This is a genomic window from Neisseria sp. P0021.S007 (genome assembly GCF_051956855.1).
The window spans coordinates 47469-66541 of sequence record NZ_JBQCXA010000006.1; the positions used below are offsets into that span (position 1 = coordinate 47469).

The window sequence follows — 19073 nt, forward strand, 5'->3', positions numbered from 1 at the left end:
AATAAATAGAGACTTCACTAACATGAAAACCCATTCTACCAATCCAAACCTGAGCGAACCGCGTTGGCTGCGCGTATTGCTGACTGCTACCGCCTTGGGCTTTCTGCTGCTGATGCTGGTCGTGCCTTTGGTTGCCGTATTCTACGAGGCCTTAAAAGGCGGTTGGGATTTATACCTGCAATCCTTGACCGATCCCGAAGCATGGTCTGCCATCAAATTAACCCTGATTACCGCTCTGATTGTTGTTCCTATCAATGCCGTATTGGGTGTGGCGATGGCGTGGCTGTTGACCCGTTTCGACTTTCGCGGCAAGCAGTTGCTGACCACCCTGCTCGATTTGCCGTTTTCCGTATCGCCCGTGGTGGCCGGTTTGATGTTCGTCTTATTGTTCGGCACGCATACGGCATTGGGCGGCTGGCTTGAAGCGCAAGGCATACAGATTATCTTCGCCATCCCCGGCATTATTTTGGCGACGCTGTTCGTTACCTTCCCCTTTGTCGCGCGCGAAATCATTCCTTTAATGCAGGCGCAGGGCGACAGCGAAGAACAGGCCGCGCTAATACTCGGCGCAAGCGGCTGGCAGATGTTTTGGCGCGTTACCCTACCCAACATCAAATGGGCGCTGCTCTACGGCATCATCCTCACCAACGCCCGCGCGATGGGCGAATTCGGCGCGGTCAGCGTGGTATCGGGACACATCCGCGGCGAAACCAACACCATCCCGCTTTTGGTTGAAATCTTCTACAACGAATACAACTTCACCGGCGCATTCGCCCTCTCCGGCGTATTGGCACTTTTAGCCTTGGCCACATTGCTGGTGCAAAACATCATCACAAAATTACAAGACAAAAAACTCGCCGCCGCTGAAAGGAACGCAGCATGAGCATTACTATTCAAAATCTAAACAAACACTTCGGAGCGTTCCACGCGCTGAAAAACATCAACCTCAACGTCCCCACCGGCAAACTCGTTTCCCTGCTCGGCCCATCCGGCTGCGGCAAAACCACGCTCCTGCGCATTATCGCCGGACTGGAAAACGCCGATGGCGGCCAAATTCTCTTTGACGGCCAAGACGTAACCGCCAAGCATGTGCGCGAGCGCAAAGTCGGCTTCGTATTCCAACACTACGCCCTCTTCCGCCACATGAACGTGTTTGACAACGTCGCCTTCGGTTTGACCGTATTGCCCAAGTCCGAACGCCCGTCCAAAGAACAAATCCGCGCCAAAGTCGAAGAATTGCTCAAACTCGTGCAGCTTTCCCAACTCGCCAAATCCTATCCGCACCAGCTCTCCGGCGGCCAACGCCAACGCATCGCCCTCGCCCGCGCCCTCGCCGTCGAACCCAAACTTCTGCTCTTGGACGAACCCTTCGGCGCGCTGGATGCCAAAGTGCGCAAAGAATTGCGCACCTGGCTGCGCGACATCCATCACAACCTAGGCGTAACCAGCATTCTGGTGACGCACGACCAAGAAGAAGCCCTTGAAGTTTCCGACGAAATCGTCGTCATGAACCACGGCAAAATCGAGCAAACCGGCAGTGCCGAAGCCATTTACCGCAAACCTGAAAACGCCTTCGTTACCGAATTTCTCGGCGAAACCGACGCCTTCGAAGGCAGAATCGAAAAAGGCATCTGGCATTACAACGGCTTCGCGTGGAAATTGGACACGCACTACAAATGGCAGGAACAAACCGCTATCGGCTACATCCGTCCGCACGAATGGCAGCTTGCCGCCGAAAACGAAACCCCGATGATCCGCGCCAAAATCGAAAAAATCCACGCCGTCGGCGCATTGACGCATATTGTGGTAAAACACGACAAACAAGACGTGCATATCACGCTGGCAGGCAGCGATGCCGCGCGTTACCAAATCGCCGAAGGCAAAGAATTGAGGCTGATTCCGAAACAGGTTTATGTCTTTTCTCAAAACGAGCTGATTGAATATTCGATTTGAGACTAAAGCATAAGGCCGTCTGAAAATCTGCTTTCAGACGGCCTTTCATCTTATTTAAACCTGCCAATCAATCGGCTCTAAACCATGTGCCTGCAAATAAGCGTTTGCCTGCGAAAAATGTTTGCAGCCAAAAAAGCCGCGATATGCCGATAAAGGCGAAGGGTGCGGCGCGGTCAGCACCAAATGGCGATTGCGGTCGATAAACGCGCCTTTCTTCTGCGCATGGCTGCCCCACAGCATAAAGACTAAATGCTCGCGTTCCTTATCCAATTGTCGGATGACTTCATCGGTAAACGCCTCCCAGCCAAAAGTCGCATGGGAATGCGCTGAACCGGCACGGACAGTCAATACCGTGTTCAACAGCAACACGCCCTGTTCCGCCCAATGCTGCAAATAGCCGTGTTGCGGAATCTGAAAACCCTCAATATCCGTCGCCAACTCTTTATAAATATTGACCAGCGACGGCGGCACCGCAATTTCAGGCTGGACGGAAAACGCCAAACCATGCGCCTGACCCGCACCGTGATACGGGTCTTGCCCTAAAATCACTACCTTTACATTTCCGAATTCAGTCGTCCGAAAGGCATTGAATACATCGCGCTCGGGCGGATAAACGGTTATCCCCGCCTGCCTTTCATGGCGCACCTTCTCCAAAATCGTTTGAAAATACGCCTTTTCTTTTTCCGCACCAATTGCCTCGTGCCAAGTCTGCATTATTTGCCGCTCCGTATTTGAATGGGCTTATTATAAAGGATATGCCGCATAACGATATGGTTTGTTGTCGCCGCAGGACTGAAGATTATCGACAGCAACAAACCTAAAGCGTCATAATAGCGTTCTGACTCAGGCCGTCTGAAAACCCAATACGGCTTTTCAGACGGCCTTTTTATATCGTTCGATTTTTATATGAATACACAAACCATCAAAACCTATCTTGTCGGCGGCGCTGTCCGCGACCATCTTTTAGGCCTGCCCGTCAAAGACCGCGACTGGGTAGTCGTCGGTGCAGATGCGCAAACCATGTTGGCTCAAGGCTATCAACCTGTTGGCAAGGATTTTCCCGTCTTTCTCCACCCGGACAGCCACGAAGAATACGCCCTCGCCCGTACCGAGCGTAAAACTGCCAAAGGCTATGCCGGATTCAGTTTTCATGCCGATAAAGACGTTACGCTGGAACAAGACCTAATGCGCCGCGACCTGACCATCAATTCCATGGCTCAGGATTCAGACGGCACGATCATCGATCCTTTTGGCGGACAACAAGATTTGGCGGCCGGCATCCTGCGCCACGTTTCGCCTGCCTTTGCCGAAGACCCTGTGCGGATTTTGCGTATCGCCCGTTTTGCCGCGCGTTATGGTTTTCAAATTGCCGATGAAACCATGTCGCTGATGCGGCAAATGGTAGAAAACGGCGAAGCGGATGCCTTGGTTGCCGAACGTGTCTGGCAGGAATTGGCCAAAGGCTTGATGGAGAAAAATCCGCGCCGAATGATTGAAGTTTTGCGCGAATGCGGCGCACTCAAAGTTTTACTGCCAGAAGTCGATGCCCTTTTCGGCGTACCGCAACGCGCCGACTATCATCCCGAAATCGACAGCGGTATTCATACGCTGATGGTTGTACAACGAGCCGCCGAGATGAACCTGTCCCTCGCTGAACGCTATGCTGCCTTATTGCACGACTTGGGCAAGGCAAAAACACCGGCCGATATACTGCCGAAACACTACGGACACGACCTTAACGGCGTCGAACCCGTCCGCGAAGTCAATCAACGCCTGCGCGCGCCCAAACACTGCGCCGAGCTTGCCGAACTCGTCTGCCGTTGGCACATCATGCTCCATCAAGTCGGGCAGTTCAAAAGTAAAACTATTTTGAATGTTTTGAAAAAAACCGACGCATTCCGCCGCCCCGAACGTTTTCAGACGGCCTTAAACGTCTGCGTGGCCGACAAACAAGGCCGTCTGAATCTTGAAAACACGCCTTATCCGCAACGTGAACACTGGCTGGCCTTACTTGAGGCCGCCAATCAAGTAGATGCAGGCAAAATTGCCGCCGAGTGCCGCGCACAAGGCAAAGCCCATTTAATTGCCGAACAAATCGATCATGCCCGCTTGGCGCAAATTAGGCCGCTGCAAAAAGCGTATCAGGCTGAAAAAATAGGAGGCTATTGATGGCATCTTCGCGTTATAAAATCGAACGCATGCCCGACGGCATTGCCGTATCTGCTCGTGTTGTACATGACTCGCAGGAAATCGGTTTTACCGCGGTATTTCTTATGTTTTCCTTTGTTCTTACATGCATCGCGCCGTTTTACCTTGAAGAGCACTATTTCACTAATTTAGAAGCCATTCTCATCCCTTTACTTTTTACTTTCTACTTAGTCGGTTCACTTGTTTACGGCCTTCTTTGGCAACTTTTCGGACGTGAAAACATCAAGATCCGTAACCATACGCTGTCTCATGGTTATACCTTGTTTTCCATTGGGCGTTGGCGTAGTTTCCCGTTGTCAGAAATCTCCGAATGGCATTCTCGTGACCATATTCCCCAAGCTCCTGTTGCACAAGGAAGGAAACAGAGGTTGCCAAACGAAAACCTCTACCAAAATGGTATGAAACGAAAAATTCACAATGTCCCCAATATTTTACGTATCCAAAAATGTGTACAAGGTGCATGGTCTTTCGATTATCAGGGAAAAACCATACGTATCGGCGATTTTTTTGATAGCCGCGATTTTCAGGCAGTCAATATTGAATTGAACAGATTTATCCCCACATTCGCCAAAGCCCGTCAACTTAAAGACGCCCTTTGAAACAGCCGACACGATATCCGCTATAATCCGCACCTTAACCATCTTATTTCAACAATAAAATCATGACTATCCAGACCAATTTACTTCACGAAAAAATCAGCAATAAAGATTATCAACGCCTCATTGTCAAACACAGCGAATCTTTCAGCGACGGCGAAATCTGCCTATTGAATGAGATTTTGGAAAAATTTGAATTTGATGTCGTACAGGAACAAGCATTGGCGCAAGCTGTGATGCAGCAGGTGCGCTTCGATCCAAACGACTACCATATCGACAGCGACGATGAAGACACAACCGGCATCTGTCCGCACTGCATCAATCCGCCCATGCCACCCCTGCGCGATTATTTGGTTTGGCGCGAAACACGCGGCTGAAAATTTTCCTAATCGATTTTGATAAGTTATTAACAATTCGCTATCGAATAAGGCCGTCTGAACAGGTGTCATCGTTACATATGTTCAGACGGCCTTTTGTAAATAAATGTTCACAATTAGGATAAATCAGTATAATCTGCGCCATTTGAATTTTCTTCGGAGCTTTTATGAATCAGCTTAAAACGGCGGTAGCCGGTGCGCAGATTTTGTTTGTCGCATTCGGTGCCATGGTGCTTGTGCCGCTTCTGACGGGACTGAACCCGGCTTTGGCATTATTGGGCGCAGGCTTGGGCACTTTGTTGTTCCAATTGGTTACCAAACGTAAAGTGCCGATTTTCCTCGGCTCTTCTTTTGCCTTTATTGCACCGATTATCTACTCCATCGGCGAATGGGGCCTGCCTTCTACCATGTTCGGCCTGTTTGCGGCAGGTTTCATGTACTTTGTCTTTGCCGCGCTAATTAGATGGCGCGGTCTAGATGCGGTACACAAGCTGTTGCCGCCCGTGGTTATCGGTCCGGTGATTATGGTAATCGGTTTGTCCGTGGCCGCTGCAGCCAGCAGCATGGCCATGGGTCAGGCGGATGGAAAACAGGTCATCGACTATATCGACTCGCTGATTCTGTCCGGCTTTACCTTTGCGGTAACCGTCATTGTTTCTGTCTTCGGCAGCAAAATGATGAAGCTGATTCCGATTCTGATCGGCGTGGCTTCAGGCTATGTGTTGGCTTTGATCATGGGCTTGGTCGATACCAGCGCCATCATCAACGCTCCTTGGTTTGCCGTCCCTCATTTTGAAACGCCTCAAGTCAACTGGCAGGCTGCCTTGTTTATGTTGCCCGTTGCCATCGCCCCGGCCATCGAACACATCGGCGGCATTATGGCCATCGGTAATGTAACCGGCAAAAACTACACTAAAGACCCGGGCTTGGACAAAACCCTCGCCGGCGACGGCTTGGGCGTGTGCGTGGCCGGTTTGATCGGCGGCCCGCCTGTGACCACTTACGGTGAAGTGACCGGCGCGGTGATGATTACCAAAAACAGCAACCCCGTTATCATGACTTGGGCGGCAATTTTTGCGATTTTCATGGCATTTTTCGGTAAGTTCAACGCGTTTTTGGCTTCGATTCCTATGCCGGTTATGGGCGGCATTATGTTGCTGCTGTTCGGTACAATCGCCTCTTTGGGCATCAAAACATTGATTGATGCGAAAGTCGATTTGATGCAGCCGAAAAATCTGGTTATCGTCAGTTCCGTATTGACGACAGGTATCGGCGGCATGATTATCAAAGTAGGTACTTTGAGCTTCGCCGGTGTAGGTTTATGCGCCGTATTGGCCATTATCCTGAACTGCGTTTTGCCCAATACAAAATCAGAAGAAGCATAAATAGCTGGCTCATAAACTCAAAGGCCGTCTGAAAATGAGATTTCAGACGGCCTTTTTATTACGCTTTATACAATGAAAAATGCCGGAGACTTAACCATCTCCGGCATTTTTGAATAAGGTGGCGAGCCGAACCCCCGGCACTGGCTCATCAGAGTGGGCTGCTGGCTTCCGCCCCTGACCCGGTGTTCCGAATTACCATGCGGGGAGACCCGCCATAGAAGAAACGCATTATAGCGGTTTTACAGAAAAACTCAAGCGATAAAATCTGTCAGGCCGTCTGAAAATCATTTACATGACAAGATTGTAAACAATATTACCTAGTTGAAAATCATTCCCATTGAAATGTTTATTGTCTTTTCCGTTGAAAAATATCGAAAATTACACTACATTAACACTTTACGCCATCAAGAAGAAATTGCATTTTTCAGACGGCCTTTAATATAAAAACATTACATCCATCAACGGAACACGACCATGACCACGACTACTGCCCCTCAGCGTATTCGAGAAATTCCCTATAACTATACTTCTTATACCGACCGCGAAATCGTCATCCGACTGTTGGGCAACGAAGCGTGGCAAATCCTGCAAGACCTGCGCGGTCAACGCAAAACAGGACGTTCGGCACGAATGCTGTTTGAAGTATTGGGCGATATTTGGGTGGTCGTGCGTAATCCGTATCTGGTCGATGATTTGCTGGAGCATCCGAAACGCCGCGCCGCGCTGGTGCGGGAAATGCGCCACCGCTTAAATGAAATCCGCAAACGCCGCGACGATAATCGGCAAGTGGATGTCTTGGTTGCAGCAGCAGAAAAAGCAGTCGAGCGTTTTGATAGCAGTTTTGATGAAACCAGCCAAAAACGCCATCAAATTTTGGATCGCTTAAGCAAAATTACCAAGCCGCACAATATTATGTTTGACGGATTGGCTCGAGTAACGCACGTTACCGATGCGACTGACTGGCGCGTGGAGTATCCGTTTGTTGTCGTTAATCCTGATACCGAGGCAGAGATCGCGCCTTTGGTGCGCGCTTTAATTGAGTTGGACTTGGTCATTATCCCACGCGGTGGCGGTACCGGCTACACTGGTGGCGCAGTACCTTTAGACGCAAACAGCGCAGTCATCAATACCGAAAAACTCGACAAGCATCGCGGCGTCGAATATGTTGAGCTGGCAGGCTTGGACGGCAGACATCCGATTATCCATTGTGGCGCAGGCGTAGTAACCCGCCGGGTGGAAGAAACCGCGCATCAGGCGGGTTTGGTGTTTGCCGTTGATCCGACTTCCGCCGATGCGTCTTGCGTGGGCGGTAATGTGGCGATGAATGCAGGTGGCAAAAAAGCTGTGCTGTGGGGTACTGCCTTGGACAACCTCGCCTACTGGAACATGATCAACCCTCAAGGCGAATGGTTGCGTATCGAACGCGTTCGCCACAATTTTGGCAAAATCCACGATGAAGAAATCGCCTTGTTTGATGTACATACGTTGGATTCAGACGGCCGCAATATCGTCAATACCAAACGCTTGGAAATCCCCGGCCACAAATTCCGCAAAGTCGGTTTGGGCAAAGACGTTACCGACAAATTCTTGAGCGGTCTGCCCGGCGTGCAGAAAGAAGGCACAGACGGCATCATCACCAGCGTCGCCTTCGTATTGCACAAAATGCCGAAATACACGCGTACTGTATGTATGGAATTTTTCGGTACAGTCGCCACCGCAACGCCTTCCATCGTCGAAATCCGCGATTTCCTGCTTACCCATGAAAGCGTTCGGCTGGCGGGTTTGGAGCATTTAGACTGGCGTTACGTCCGCGCCGTCGGTTATGCCACCAAAGCGGCAGGTAAAGGCCGACCTAAAATGGTCTTGCTGGCAGACGTGGTTTCCGATGACGAAGCCGCCGTACAGGCAGCCGCCGAACACATCTGCAAACTTGCCCGCGCCCGCGACGGCGAAGGCTTTATCGCCATATCTCCAGAAGCGCGCAAAACCTTCTGGCTTGACCGCAGCCGCACCGCCGCCATCGCCAAACATACCAACGCCTTTAAAATCAACGAAGACGTAGTGATTCCGCTGGAGCGGCTCGGTGAGTATTCAGACGGCATCGAGCGCATCAACATTGAGCTTTCCATTCAAAACAAACTCAAACTCTGTGCCGCCTTAGAGCAATATCTGTCCGGCAAACTCCCCATCGACAAAATGGGAACAGACCTGCCAACCGCCGAACTATTGGGCGAACGCGGCAAACACGCCCTAGCCCACGTTTCCGCTGTCAAAGCGCGTTGGGAATGGCTGCTTGCTAACTTAGACGCGCCGCTTGCCGACTATAAAGCACGCTATGGCGCAGCCGTCCACGCTGCGCCCGAAGCCAAAAACAATGAAAGCTGCTTTATTGCCTTCCGCGATTTCCGCCTGCGCGTGTCTGTCAAAGCGGACGTAATGAAGCCGCTTTCTGAAATCTTCAGCGGCAAAACAGATACCAAAATTATCCAAGGCTTGGGCAAAATCCACGCCAAAACCGTACGCAGCCGCGTCTTCGTCGCCCTGCATATGCACGCCGGCGACGGTAACGTTCACACCAATATTCCGGTTAACTCAGACGATGCCGAAATGCTTCAGACGGCCTACCGTTCTGTGGAACGCATCATGAAAATCGCCCGTTCGCTCGGCGGCGTAATTTCCGGCGAACACGGCATCGGCATTACCAAGCTCGAATTCCTGACAGATGAAGATTTGCAACCGTTTTGGAATTACAAAAACCAAGTCGATCCCAAACACACCTTCAACCGTCACAAACTGATGAAAGGCTCGGACCTGCGCAACGCCTATACGCCGTCTTTCGAGCTTTTGGGTGCGGAATCGCTGATTATGGAAAAATCAGACCTCGGCACCATCGCCGATTCCGTCAAAGACTGCCTGCGCTGCGGCAAATGCAAACCTGTTTGCTCTACTCATGTTCCGCGTGCCAACCTACTGTATAGCCCCCGCAACAAAATCCTCGGTGTGGGCTTACTGACCGAAGCCTTCTTATACGAAGAACAAACCCGTCGCGGCGTTTCCGTCAAGCATTTTGAAGAACTGATGGACATCGGCGACCACTGCACCGTGTGCCACCGCTGCGTTAAGCCCTGCCCTGTCAACATCGACTTTGGCGACGTTACCGTAGCCGTCCGCAACTACCTTGCCGATTCCGGCCACAAACGCTTTGCGCCTGCAGCTTCAATGGGTATGGCATTTTTGAACGCCACAGGCCCGAAAACCATTAAAGCCCTTCGCGCCGCCATGATACAGACCGGCTTCCCAGCGCAAAACTTTGCCTACAAAATCGGCAAGCTTCTTCCGATTGGCACTAAAAAGCAAAAAGCCGAACCGAAAGCCACCGTCGGTACCGCCTCAATCAAAGAACAGGTTATCCACTTCATCAACCGTCCTTTGCCGAAAAGCGTGCCTGCTAAAACTCCACGCTCCATGCTGGGTATAGAAGACGACAAGAGTATTCCTATCATCCGCAATCCGGCTTCTCCGGAAGATGCCGAAGCCGTGTTCTACTTCCCCGGCTGCGGCTCTGAGCGCCTGTTCAGCCAAATCGGACTAGCCGTTCAAGCCATGCTCTGGCATGTCGGCGTACAAACCGTCCTGCCGCCGGGCTATATGTGTTGCGGCTATCCGCAAGACGCAGGCGGAAATAAGGCTAAAGCCGAAGAAATGAGCACCAACAACCGCGTGGCTTTCCACCGTATGGCGAACACCCTCAACTACCTCGACATTAAAACCGTCGTCGTCAGTTGCGGTACCTGCTACGACCAACTGGAAAAATACCGTTTTGAAGAAATCTTCCCAGGCTGCCGTATCATCGACATCCATGAATATCTGCTTGAAAAAGGTGTGCAGCTAAACGGCGTACAAGGTCAGCAATACCTCTACCACGACCCTTGCCATACCCCGATCAAAACCATGAATGCCACCCAAATGGCCAGCAGCCTGATGGGACAGAAAGTCGTCTTAAGCGACCGCTGCTGCGGCGAGTCCGGTATGTTTGCCGTCAAACGACCCGACATTGCCACTCAGGTCAAGTTCCGCAAACAAGAGGAAATTGAGAAAAACCTCAAAGAGCTGCCTCAGGGCGAACCCGTCAAAATGCTTACCTCCTGCCCAGCCTGCCTGCAAGGCCTGAGCCGCTACGCCGACGACAACAATATGCCTGCCGACTACATTGTCATCGAAATGGCGAAACACATCCTCGGCGAAAACTGGCTGGATGAGTTTGTAAAAAAAGCCAATAACGGCGGTGTAGAAAAAGTATTGCTCTAAGGACTTAGACAAAAACTTTTGGATGTAATAAAGGCCGTCTGAAAATCTTTCAGACGGCCTTTTTATTCAAAAGAATCAAAATACAATAATCAAATCAAATGCCTTTACAAATAGCGATGCTACACCAGCAGTATTCAATAAAAAATAAAACTTGAGGCTTTTATCCCCCAGGTTTTATTTTCAAGTCTTATGCTTTTTCTTGCTGACGTTTTCTTTCTGCCATCATCTCATGCAATGTTTGCTTGGCAGGTTTCATCGGAACATGGTTATTGGTCCAGCTTAACTGCTTGCTTGGCGTCAATGCACGGAATTTGGTAGCAGCCCAGCCGAATGCTCGATAAGCCTTACTGCCGCTGAAAATGCCGTTAAACGTACGCCACGCCATTTGCTCGCCGAAGGTATGCGATGCGCCTTGACCACGGATAGGATGAGGAACGGTTTCTGTTGGCGAACGTTGCGCTTCAACACGCAGACGTTGCATTTGTTCGGTAATCGGAATGCGTACCGGACAAACCTCAACACAGGCGCCACACATGGTACATGCAGTCGGCAGATCGCGTGTCGCATCCAAGCCTAACAAATGCGGAGAGATAATCTCGCCAATCGGGCCGGGATAAGTCGTACCGTAGGCCGCGCCACCGATACGGGTATAAACCGGACAGTGGTTCATACACGCACCGCAACGGATACATTGCAAGGTACGGCGCATTTGATCTTCTGCATACGCTTGACTACGGCCGTTATCAAGCAGTACCAAGTGCATTTCTTGAGGGCCGTCCAGCTCTTCGCTACGGCGAGGACCGGTAATCATATTAAAATAAGTGGTAATGTTCTGACCGATGGCGGAGCGTGGCAGCAGGCTGTACAAAGGCGGAACATCCGACAGCTTCGCAACCACTTTTTCAATACCGGTAATGGCGATGTGCACAGGCGGTACAGTGGTACTCAAGCGGCCGTTGCCTTCATTTTCGACCAGACACAAAGTGCCCGTTTCAGCAACGGCAAAGTTCACACCGCTCAAACCGACATCGGCAGTGCTGTAAATATCGCGCAATGCTTTACGCGCAAATCCAGTCAACTGGTCTACATCATCTGTTAATGGAGTGCCGAGGTTTTGATGGAAAAGCTCGCTAACCTGCTCTTTGGTTTTATGAATGGCAGGCATCACGATATGGGTTGGTTTCTCGCCGGCCATTTGAACGATAAACTCGCCCAAGTCGCTCTCAATCGCTTTGATGCCTTGATCTTGCAGATAATGGTTCAGCTCAATCTCTTCGCTGACCATAGATTTGCCTTTCACCATCAGCTTACCGTTTTTATCGGTAATGATGTTGTGAATGATTTGGCAGGCTTCGGCAGGTGTTTCTGCCCAGTGGACTTTAACGCCCAACTTGGTCAGGTTTTCTTCCAGCTGTTCCAATAATGCAGGCAATTTGGACAACGAACGTTGACGGACATGCTCACACAAGTCACGCAGGCTTTGCAGCTCTTCTTCATCTGTCAAAACGGCTTTGCGCTTGGTCATCAGCATGTCCATCGCTGTGCGCAAGCTTTTACGCAAAGGTTTGTCTTGCAAAGAAATCGCGGCGTTTTGCTTGAACGTTTCCGGCTTCATATGGAATTTAATGGTTTGGGAACTCATGCTTTTTCCTCCAAATCGGCAGGGGAAATGTGATCAGGCAGAACGGCCAAAACCACCAAATCGCGCGGGCCGTGTGCACCATAGGCCAAAGTCAATTGAATATCAGCAGTCTTAGACGGGCCGGAAATCAAAATAACGTTGGTAGGCATGCCTTTTTCTACCAGTTTTTCGCCTTCAACAGCATTATGTAATTCGTTGTACATTTTGCTGGTGTCAAACAAGCAGAAATGCACAGGCGGAACCAAACTCAGGCTGCGTGGCTCGACAGGACTGGACTCCAGCATAATCGTACCGGTACGGGCAATACCGCATTTAGAGCCGCTAAAACCAGCCTCAATATCGGTAAAGAATTCGTTTTTCCAGTCGTCGATTTTTCGCTCAAAACCACGCGGTTCAATATCGGTATCGGCCAAAGCTGCACGGGCCAGCTGACCATGTTCTGTTTCCAATGGAAGCAGAATGTTTTTCAAGCCCTTGCCTTCGGCGGCTTGACGGAATACTTGCGGCCAGTTGGATTTGGTAACCCAATAGATTTCAGTTTTGACGGCACGCATGGCAGCCGCCCAATGTTTCAAGCGTTCGACATCGTTTGCCCAAGAAACACCCATTTCACGGTAATAATCGAAAACCGGCGGTTCTTCCATCGGCAAGGCATCGGCTTTTTTCAATTTCGCTAAAATATTTTCGCGCGCGCTCATGCTTTACCTCCGGTGCGTTCCAACAGGAAAGATGCAATATGTTTCGGACGTGGCATATTGGGTTCGTCTTTAGCGATTTTGCCGCCAATATTCATCATGCAACCGCAGTCCGCGCTGATGATTTCAGTTGCGCCGGTTTCTTTCAGCGCGGCAACTTTGTCGGTTACCATCGCTCCGGAAATATCGGCTTGTTTCACAGAGAATGTACCGCCAAAACCGCAGCACTCGCTTTCATGGTCGTGAACGATACGTTCAACATTTTCCATGCCGTCGATCAACTGCCAGCCTGACAAATGTACATTCATCTCGCGACGCGCCGCGCAGGAAGTATGAACAGCCACTTTAACCGGCTCGCCTTTATCTTCAGGTTTGTAACCAATCGCCAGCAGGAAGTGGGTAAATTCAATGATACGATTGGCGCAATCAATGGCTTTTTGCTCGTACTCGGTACCTTTGAACAAAGTCGGCCAGTGGTGTTTCATCATGCCGCCGCAAGAACCGGAAGGCACGACAATCGGCCAATTTTCAGGGAATAAATCCAGTTGCGCTTTGGCAACATCAAAGGCTTCTTTAGGATGGCCTGACGAATAGGCCGGTTGACCGCAGCAGCTTTGCTCCATTGGATAATGGACACGGATACCCTGTTGTTCGATTAAAGTAATGGCATCCATGCCTGCTTCAGGCATGAAAAGGTCGAGAACGCAAGTACCGAAGAAATAAGCATCGGTTGGCTTGCTGTCGAATACAGTGATTTGTGGTGGTTTGATTGCGCTCATTTTTTAGAACGGGACAACCCGTTTTCTTGTGTAAAAATAAGATGGATACTTTAAGTAATTGCTTGTAATGGGTCAAGTCTAATTTTAAAAAATAATATTAAAAAAGCATGACAAACCAGACAAACACCTTTTCCTTATTAACTTGATAATCTACATAATAACCACTATCAATAAGAAAACTGATGGATTCATTTTTTAATGAATGAAGCTCGTACATTCTCTCTATTTAAAACACAATAACTGCCTCTTTATAGAATCTTGATTTACATCAGAAGTCATGAACTTAATCTCTATGACTCATTTTTAAACAAAATAAGCGACCCATTATGCTGTACATATGTTTCAGACGGCCATATCTGAATAAAAAGATGTCTAAGATAATAAAAATAAAAGTTTTTCTCACAAGACTCAGGTCGTCTGAAAGATAAGTTCGTCAAAAGGCCGCTTTCCATATGCTCAACCTTACTTTTAATCAAAATCAAACACTTGAAAAATCATCCTTCTTAACCTTGAAAACTCTATGCACACTCAAGCACTTCCAGTATCATTGAGACAGTCTCTTGACGCAAAATTACAGTCTTAGCCGCCCACAATCGGCATGGATTTGTAAAAGAAGTGAAACCAAGCTTCAAAACAATTTCACCTTAATTTCAGAGTAGGCATTATGTTGACCCAGACTCAACAGGTTGATTTGACCTTGCATCACCTTAAAGAACGCACCCTATCGATTTATACCCCCGAACAGCGTGCAAGCATCGAGACATCTGAAGACTGGAAACAGTTTGACAGACGACTTGAGGAACACTTCCCAAAACTGATGCATGAGCTGGACAACGTATACAACAACAACGAAGCCGTCCTCCCTATGCTGGAGCAACTGATTGCCCAAGCATGGCAAAGCTATTCCCAACGCAACGCATCTTTAAAAGATATTGATATCGCGCGAGAAAACGATCCTGACTGGATTTTGTCCAACAAACAGGTTGGCGGCGTGTGCTACGTCGATTTGTTCGCAGGCGATCTGCAAGGGTTGAAAGCCAAAATCCCTTATTTCCAAGAATTGGGCCTGACCTATCTACACCTGATGCCCCTGTTTAAATGCCCTGAAGGCAAAAGCGACGGCGGCTATGCGGTCAGCAGCTACCGCGATGTCAATCCAGCACTGGGTACAATAGACGACTTGCGCGATGTCATTGCCGCCTTGCACGAAGCAGGCATTTCCGCCGTTGTCGATTTCATCTTCAACCACACTTCCAACGAACACGAATGGGCAAAACGCTGCGCTGCCGGCGATCCACTCTACGACAACTTCTACTATATTTTCCCTGACCGCTGGATGCCCGACCAATACGACCGCACCCTGCGTGAAATCTTCCCTGACCAACATCCGGGCGGCTTCTCCCAACTGGAAGACGGACGCTGGGTATGGACGACGTTCAACTCCTTCCAATGGGACTTAAATTACAGCAACCCGTGGGTATTCCGTGCCATGGCAGGCGAAATGATGTTCCTTGCCAACTTGGGCGTTGATATTCTGCGCATGGATGCCGTTGCCTTTATTTGGAAGCAAATGGGCACAAGCTGCGAAAACCTGCCTCAGGCACACGCCCTGATTCGCGCGTTTAACTCTGTAATGCGTATCGCAGCGCCAGCCGTGTTCTTCAAATCCGAAGCCATCGTCCACCCTGACCAAGTTGTCCAATACATCAGCCAAGACGAATGTCAAATCGGCTACAACCCTCTGCAAATGGCATTGTTGTGGAACACCCTCGCCACGCGCGAAGTCAACCTGCTCCATCAGGCACTGACCTACCGCCACAACCTGCCCGACCACACTGCATGGGTCAACTACGTCCGCAGCCATGACGACATCGGCTGGACCTTTGCGGATGAGGACGCATGGCAGTTCGGCATCCACGGCTACGACCACCGACAATTCCTCAACCGCTTCTTCGTCAACCATTTTGACGGCAGCTTCGCGCGCGGTGTACCGTTCCAATACAACCCCAACACTGGCGACTGCCGTGTCAGCGGTACAGCCGCAGCATTGGTTGGTTTGGCTCAAAATGACCCGTATGCCGTTGACCGCATCAAACTTTTGTACAGCATCGCTCTGAGTACCGGCGGTCTGCCGCTGATTTACTTGGGTGACGAAGTGGGTACGCTCAACGATGACGACTGGTCGCAAGACAGCAATAAGAGCGACGACAGCCGCTGGGCACACCGTCCTCGTTATAATGAAGAGTTGTACAACCAACGCCATGACAGCTCGACCACTGCCGGTCAAATCTTCCAAGGTTTGCGCCATATGATTGCCATTCGCCAAAGCAATCCGCGCTTTGACGGCGGCAAGTTGGTTACCTTCAATACCAACAACAAACACATCATCGGCTATATGCGCAACAACGCACTATTGGCATTCGGCAACTTCAGCGAACATCCGCAAACCATCAGTGCGCATACGCTGCAAGCCATGCCGTTTAAAGCACACGATTTGATCAGCGGTCAAACCGTTTCCCTGAATCAGGATTTGGTACTGCAACCCTATCAAGTCATGTGGCTTGAAATTGCATAAGCCGAAATTTTGATACACCACTCAAGGCCGTCTGAACAAATCAGCGTTCAGACGGCCTTTTAAGAAACTAAGATGTATTTTGTATTTTGGGCAGTTTCGCTTAGAATGCATGCTTTAATACCAGATGACACACTAAAAATCAGGAGTAAAAATCCATGTTGAAAAAATTCGTACTTGGCACCATCGCTGCAGTAGTTTTGGCTGCTTGCGGCGGCGAAAGCAGCAACTCAGCTTCTTCTGCACCGGCCCAATCCGGCGCGGCCTCCGGCTCACTGATTGAGCGTATCAACAACAAAGGTACCATCACTGTCGGCACAGAGGGCACTTACGCACCCTTCACCTACCATGATAAAGACGGCAAATTGACCGGCTACGATGTCGAAGTTACCCGCGCCGTTGCCGACAAATTGGGCGTAAAAGTCGAATTTAAAGAAACACAATGGGACTCCATGATGGCAGGTTTGAAAGCCGGCCGTTTCGACGTGGTTGCCAACCAAGTCGGCCTAACCAGCCCTGAACGTCAAGCAACTTTTGACAAATCCGAGCCTTACAGCTGGAGCGGTGCTGTATTGGTTGCACGCAAAGACAGCAACATCAAATCCATCGACGACATCAAAGGCGTGAAAACCGCACAATCCCTGACCAGCAACTATGGCGAAAAAGCCAAAGCGGCAGGAGCTGAACTTGTACCGGTAGACGGCTTGGCGCAATCCCTGACCTTGATTGAACAAAAACGTGCCGATGCAACTCTGAACGACGAATTGGCGGTATTGGACTACCTGAAGAAAAATCCGAATGCCGGCGTGAAAATCGTTTGGTCTGCACCGGCTAACGAAAAAGTCGGCTCCGGCTTGATTGTCAATAAAGGCAACGATGAAGCATTGGCTAAATTCAGCACAGCCATGAACGAACTGAAAGCCGACGGCACGCTGAAAAAACTGGGCGAACAATTCTTCGGAAAAGACATCAGTGTTAAATAATTTCCTTGCCTCTCTGCCGTTTATGACGGAAACACGCGCTGATATGCTCATCAGCGCGTTTTGGCCCATGGTCAAAGCCGGCTTCGCAGTATCTTTGCCTTTGGCGATCGCTTCTTTCGTTATCGGCATGATTATTGCCGTAGCAGTTGCTTTGGTGCGGATCATGCCCTCCGGTGGTGTTTTCCAAAAATGCTTGCTGAAGCTGGTAGAATTTTATATTTCCGTCATTCGCGGTACGCCGCTTTTGGTGCAGTTGGTCATCGTATTCTATGGTTTGCCTTCCGTCGGCATCTATATCGATCCGATTCCTGCCGCCATCATCGGCTTTTCGCTCAATGTCGGCGCATACGCTTCCGAAACCATACGCGCGGCAATCTTGTCCGTACCTAAAGGCCAATGGGAAGCCGGTTTCTCCATCGGTATGACCTATATGCAGACGTTCCGCCGCATTATCGCGCCACAGGCATTCCGCGTTGCCGTACCGCCTTTGAGCAACGAGTTTATCGGCTTGTTCAAAAATACCTCGCTTGCCGCCGTAGTAACGGTAACCGAGCTTTTCCGTGTTGCCCAAGAGACAGCAAACCGTACTTATGACTTTTTGCCCGTTTATATCGAAGCCGCATTGGTTTATTGGTGCTTCTGCAAAGTGCTGTTTATGATTCAGGCGCGCTTGGAAAAACGCTTTGACCGCTATGTCGCCAAATAAGGAGTTGTCATGATTAAAATCCGCAATATCCATAAAACCTTTGGCGAAAATACCATTTTGCGCGGCATCGATTTGGATGTCGGCAAAGGACAAGTGGTTGTTATCCTAGGCCCGTCCGGCTCGGGCAAAACCACGTTTTTACGCTGTTTAAACGCTTTGGAAATGCCTGAACAAGGTCAGATCGAGTTTGACAACGCACAGCCGTTAAGCATCGATTTTTCCAAAAAACCAAGCAAACACGATATTTTGGCACTGCGCCGCAAGTCCGGCATGGTGTTCCAACAATACAACCTCTTTCCGCACAAAACTGCGTTGGAAAACGTCATGGAAGGGCCGGTTGCCGTACAAGGCAAGCCTGTCGCCCAAGCGCGTGAAGAGGCTGTCAAATTGCTTGAAAAAGTCGGTTTGGGCGACAAGATCGACCTCTACCCCTACCAGCTTTCCGGCGGTCAACAGCAGCGCGTCGGTATTGCCCGAGCATTGGCGATTCAGCCTGAACTGATGCTGTTTGACGAACCGACTTCCGCGCTTGACCCCGAATTGGTGCAAGATGTTTTGGATACCATGAAGGAGTTGGCACAAGAAGGCTGGACCATGGTTGTCGTTACTCATGAAATCAAGTTTGCCTTAGAAGTGGCAACCACCGTCGTCGTGATGGACGGCGGCGTTATTGTCGAACAAGGCAGCCCGCAAGATTTGTTCAATCATCCCAAACATGAACGGACACAAAAATTCCTGCGCCAAATCCGTGCGGACAATGGCGATCTTCAAATTTAATTGAAACGACAGACAATTTGAAAGCATTTCCGACTGTCATTTCATAAAGGCCGTCTGAATAAGTAAAATAGAAATCAGTGATTTCGTTTTCA

15 protein-coding genes and 1 other RNA gene are annotated in these 19073 nt (G+C 49.8%); 11 read left to right on the forward strand and 5 right to left on the reverse strand.

The window, feature by feature from the left end; all coding sequences use genetic code 11:
- Positions 1 to 22: 22 nt before the first annotated feature.
- Together cysW and ACTHUR_RS08455 are read left to right on the forward strand one after the other, a co-directional pair.
- Positions 23 to 883, forward strand: a complete 861-nt coding sequence (gene cysW / locus ACTHUR_RS08450) for a sulfate ABC transporter permease subunit CysW (RefSeq protein WP_049336112.1) — start codon at positions 23 to 25, stop codon at positions 881 to 883.
- On the forward strand, positions 880 to 1953 hold the full coding sequence (locus tag ACTHUR_RS08455) for a sulfate/molybdate ABC transporter ATP-binding protein (RefSeq protein WP_049336114.1): 1074 nt from the start codon (positions 880 to 882) through the stop codon (positions 1951 to 1953). The genes cysW and ACTHUR_RS08455 overlap by 4 nt, the downstream gene beginning before the upstream one ends.
- Before the next feature lie 54 nt (positions 1954 to 2007).
- Here ACTHUR_RS08455 and ung read toward each other — a convergent pair whose 3' ends face one another.
- Positions 2008 to 2667 carry a uracil-DNA glycosylase gene (gene ung, locus ACTHUR_RS08460; RefSeq protein WP_049336116.1) on the reverse strand — a complete coding sequence of 220 codons (660 nt, stop codon included), beginning with the start codon at positions 2665 to 2667 and terminating at the stop codon, positions 2008 to 2010.
- A gap of 192 nt (positions 2668 to 2859) precedes the next feature.
- On the opposite strand from ung, the gene ACTHUR_RS08465 reads away from it, so the two are divergent.
- From ACTHUR_RS08465 to ACTHUR_RS08480, 4 genes are all read left to right on the forward strand, one after another.
- Positions 2860 to 4122, forward strand: coding sequence for a multifunctional CCA addition/repair protein (locus ACTHUR_RS08465; RefSeq protein WP_004520587.1), 1263 nt, complete (start codon positions 2860 to 2862; stop codon positions 4120 to 4122).
- Positions 4122 to 4760 carry a hypothetical protein gene (locus ACTHUR_RS08470; RefSeq protein ID WP_004520588.1) on the forward strand — a complete coding sequence of 213 codons (639 nt, stop codon included), beginning with the start codon at positions 4122 to 4124 and terminating at the stop codon, positions 4758 to 4760. Before ACTHUR_RS08465 ends, ACTHUR_RS08470 begins: the two co-directional genes overlap by 1 nt.
- A 62-nt stretch (positions 4761 to 4822) precedes the next feature.
- On the forward strand, positions 4823 to 5134 hold the full coding sequence (locus ACTHUR_RS08475; protein ID WP_004520589.1) for a hypothetical protein: 312 nt from the start codon (positions 4823 to 4825) through the stop codon (positions 5132 to 5134).
- A 167-nt stretch (positions 5135 to 5301) separates the two neighbouring features.
- Complete coding sequence (locus tag ACTHUR_RS08480; RefSeq protein WP_003679234.1) at positions 5302 to 6519, forward strand: uracil-xanthine permease family protein; 1218 nt, start codon at positions 5302 to 5304, stop codon at positions 6517 to 6519.
- 117 nt (positions 6520 to 6636) lie between these two features.
- On the opposite strand, the gene ffs is transcribed toward ACTHUR_RS08480, so the two are convergent.
- Positions 6637 to 6733: signal recognition particle sRNA small type (gene ffs / locus ACTHUR_RS08485), an RNA gene on the reverse strand.
- 260 nt (positions 6734 to 6993) lie between these two features.
- On the opposite strand from ffs, the gene ACTHUR_RS08490 reads away from it, so the two are divergent.
- Positions 6994 to 10827 (forward strand): DUF3683 domain-containing protein, encoded by a 3834-nt coding sequence (locus ACTHUR_RS08490; protein WP_049336118.1) that lies wholly within the window; start codon positions 6994 to 6996, stop codon positions 10825 to 10827.
- Between the two features lie 187 nt (positions 10828 to 11014).
- Here the strand turns inward: ACTHUR_RS08490 and ACTHUR_RS08495 are convergent, their stop codons facing one another.
- From ACTHUR_RS08495 to ACTHUR_RS08505, 3 genes are read right to left on the reverse strand one after another with little or no spacing between them, the layout of a single operon-like run.
- Positions 11015 to 12469, reverse strand: a complete 1455-nt coding sequence (locus ACTHUR_RS08495) for a LutB/LldF family L-lactate oxidation iron-sulfur protein (RefSeq protein ID WP_049344815.1) — start codon at positions 12467 to 12469, stop codon at positions 11015 to 11017.
- Positions 12466 to 13167 carry a LutC/YkgG family protein gene (locus ACTHUR_RS08500; RefSeq protein ID WP_049344814.1) on the reverse strand — a complete coding sequence of 234 codons (702 nt, stop codon included), beginning with the start codon at positions 13165 to 13167 and terminating at the stop codon, positions 12466 to 12468. Before ACTHUR_RS08500 ends, ACTHUR_RS08495 begins: the two co-directional genes overlap by 4 nt.
- A complete protein-coding gene (locus tag ACTHUR_RS08505) occupies positions 13164 to 13943 on the reverse strand; it encodes a (Fe-S)-binding protein (protein WP_049344813.1) in 780 nt (259 codons plus the stop codon). Before ACTHUR_RS08505 ends, ACTHUR_RS08500 begins: the two co-directional genes overlap by 4 nt.
- 664 nt (positions 13944 to 14607) lie before the next feature.
- Between ACTHUR_RS08505 and ACTHUR_RS08510 the strand changes: the two genes are divergently transcribed.
- From ACTHUR_RS08510 to ACTHUR_RS08525, 4 genes are all read left to right on the forward strand, one after another.
- Positions 14608 to 16518, forward strand: coding sequence for an alpha-amylase family protein (locus tag ACTHUR_RS08510; protein WP_440361166.1), 1911 nt, complete (start codon positions 14608 to 14610; stop codon positions 16516 to 16518).
- A gap of 155 nt (positions 16519 to 16673) precedes the next feature.
- Positions 16674 to 17498 (forward strand): amino acid ABC transporter substrate-binding protein, encoded by an 825-nt coding sequence (locus tag ACTHUR_RS08515; protein WP_070850484.1) that lies wholly within the window; start codon positions 16674 to 16676, stop codon positions 17496 to 17498.
- On the forward strand, positions 17488 to 18204 hold the full coding sequence (locus ACTHUR_RS08520) for an amino acid ABC transporter permease (protein ID WP_083325003.1): 717 nt from the start codon (positions 17488 to 17490) through the stop codon (positions 18202 to 18204). Before ACTHUR_RS08515 ends, ACTHUR_RS08520 begins: the two co-directional genes overlap by 11 nt.
- Positions 18205 to 18213: 9 nt before the next feature.
- Positions 18214 to 18981: an amino acid ABC transporter ATP-binding protein gene (locus ACTHUR_RS08525; RefSeq protein ID WP_371460221.1), complete on the forward strand. Its 768-nt coding sequence runs from the start codon at positions 18214 to 18216 to the stop codon at positions 18979 to 18981.
- Positions 18982 to 19073: the final 92 nt, after the last annotated feature.

Coding starts and splice junctions, on each gene's coding strand:
- cysW (WP_049336112.1), top strand. CDS start 23: ATGAAAACCCATTCTACCAATCCAAACCTGAGCGAACCGCGTTGGCTG.
- ACTHUR_RS08455 (WP_049336114.1), top strand. CDS start 880: ATGAGCATTACTATTCAAAATCTAAACAAACACTTCGGAGCGTTCCAC.
- ung (WP_049336116.1), bottom strand. CDS start 2,667: ATGCAGACTTGGCACGAGGCAATTGGTGCGGAAAAAGAAAAGGCGTAT.
- ACTHUR_RS08465 (WP_004520587.1), top strand. CDS start 2,860: ATGAATACACAAACCATCAAAACCTATCTTGTCGGCGGCGCTGTCCGC.
- ACTHUR_RS08470 (WP_004520588.1), top strand. CDS start 4,122: ATGGCATCTTCGCGTTATAAAATCGAACGCATGCCCGACGGCATTGCC.
- ACTHUR_RS08475 (WP_004520589.1), top strand. CDS start 4,823: ATGACTATCCAGACCAATTTACTTCACGAAAAAATCAGCAATAAAGAT.
- ACTHUR_RS08480 (WP_003679234.1), top strand. CDS start 5,302: ATGAATCAGCTTAAAACGGCGGTAGCCGGTGCGCAGATTTTGTTTGTC.
- ACTHUR_RS08490 (WP_049336118.1), top strand. CDS start 6,994: ATGACCACGACTACTGCCCCTCAGCGTATTCGAGAAATTCCCTATAAC.
- ACTHUR_RS08495 (WP_049344815.1), bottom strand. CDS start 12,469: ATGAGTTCCCAAACCATTAAATTCCATATGAAGCCGGAAACGTTCAAG.
- ACTHUR_RS08500 (WP_049344814.1), bottom strand. CDS start 13,167: ATGAGCGCGCGCGAAAATATTTTAGCGAAATTGAAAAAAGCCGATGCC.
- ACTHUR_RS08505 (WP_049344813.1), bottom strand. CDS start 13,943: ATGAGCGCAATCAAACCACCACAAATCACTGTATTCGACAGCAAGCCA.
- ACTHUR_RS08510 (WP_440361166.1), top strand. CDS start 14,608: ATGTTGACCCAGACTCAACAGGTTGATTTGACCTTGCATCACCTTAAA.
- ACTHUR_RS08515 (WP_070850484.1), top strand. CDS start 16,674: ATGTTGAAAAAATTCGTACTTGGCACCATCGCTGCAGTAGTTTTGGCT.
- ACTHUR_RS08525 (WP_371460221.1), top strand. CDS start 18,214: ATGATTAAAATCCGCAATATCCATAAAACCTTTGGCGAAAATACCATT.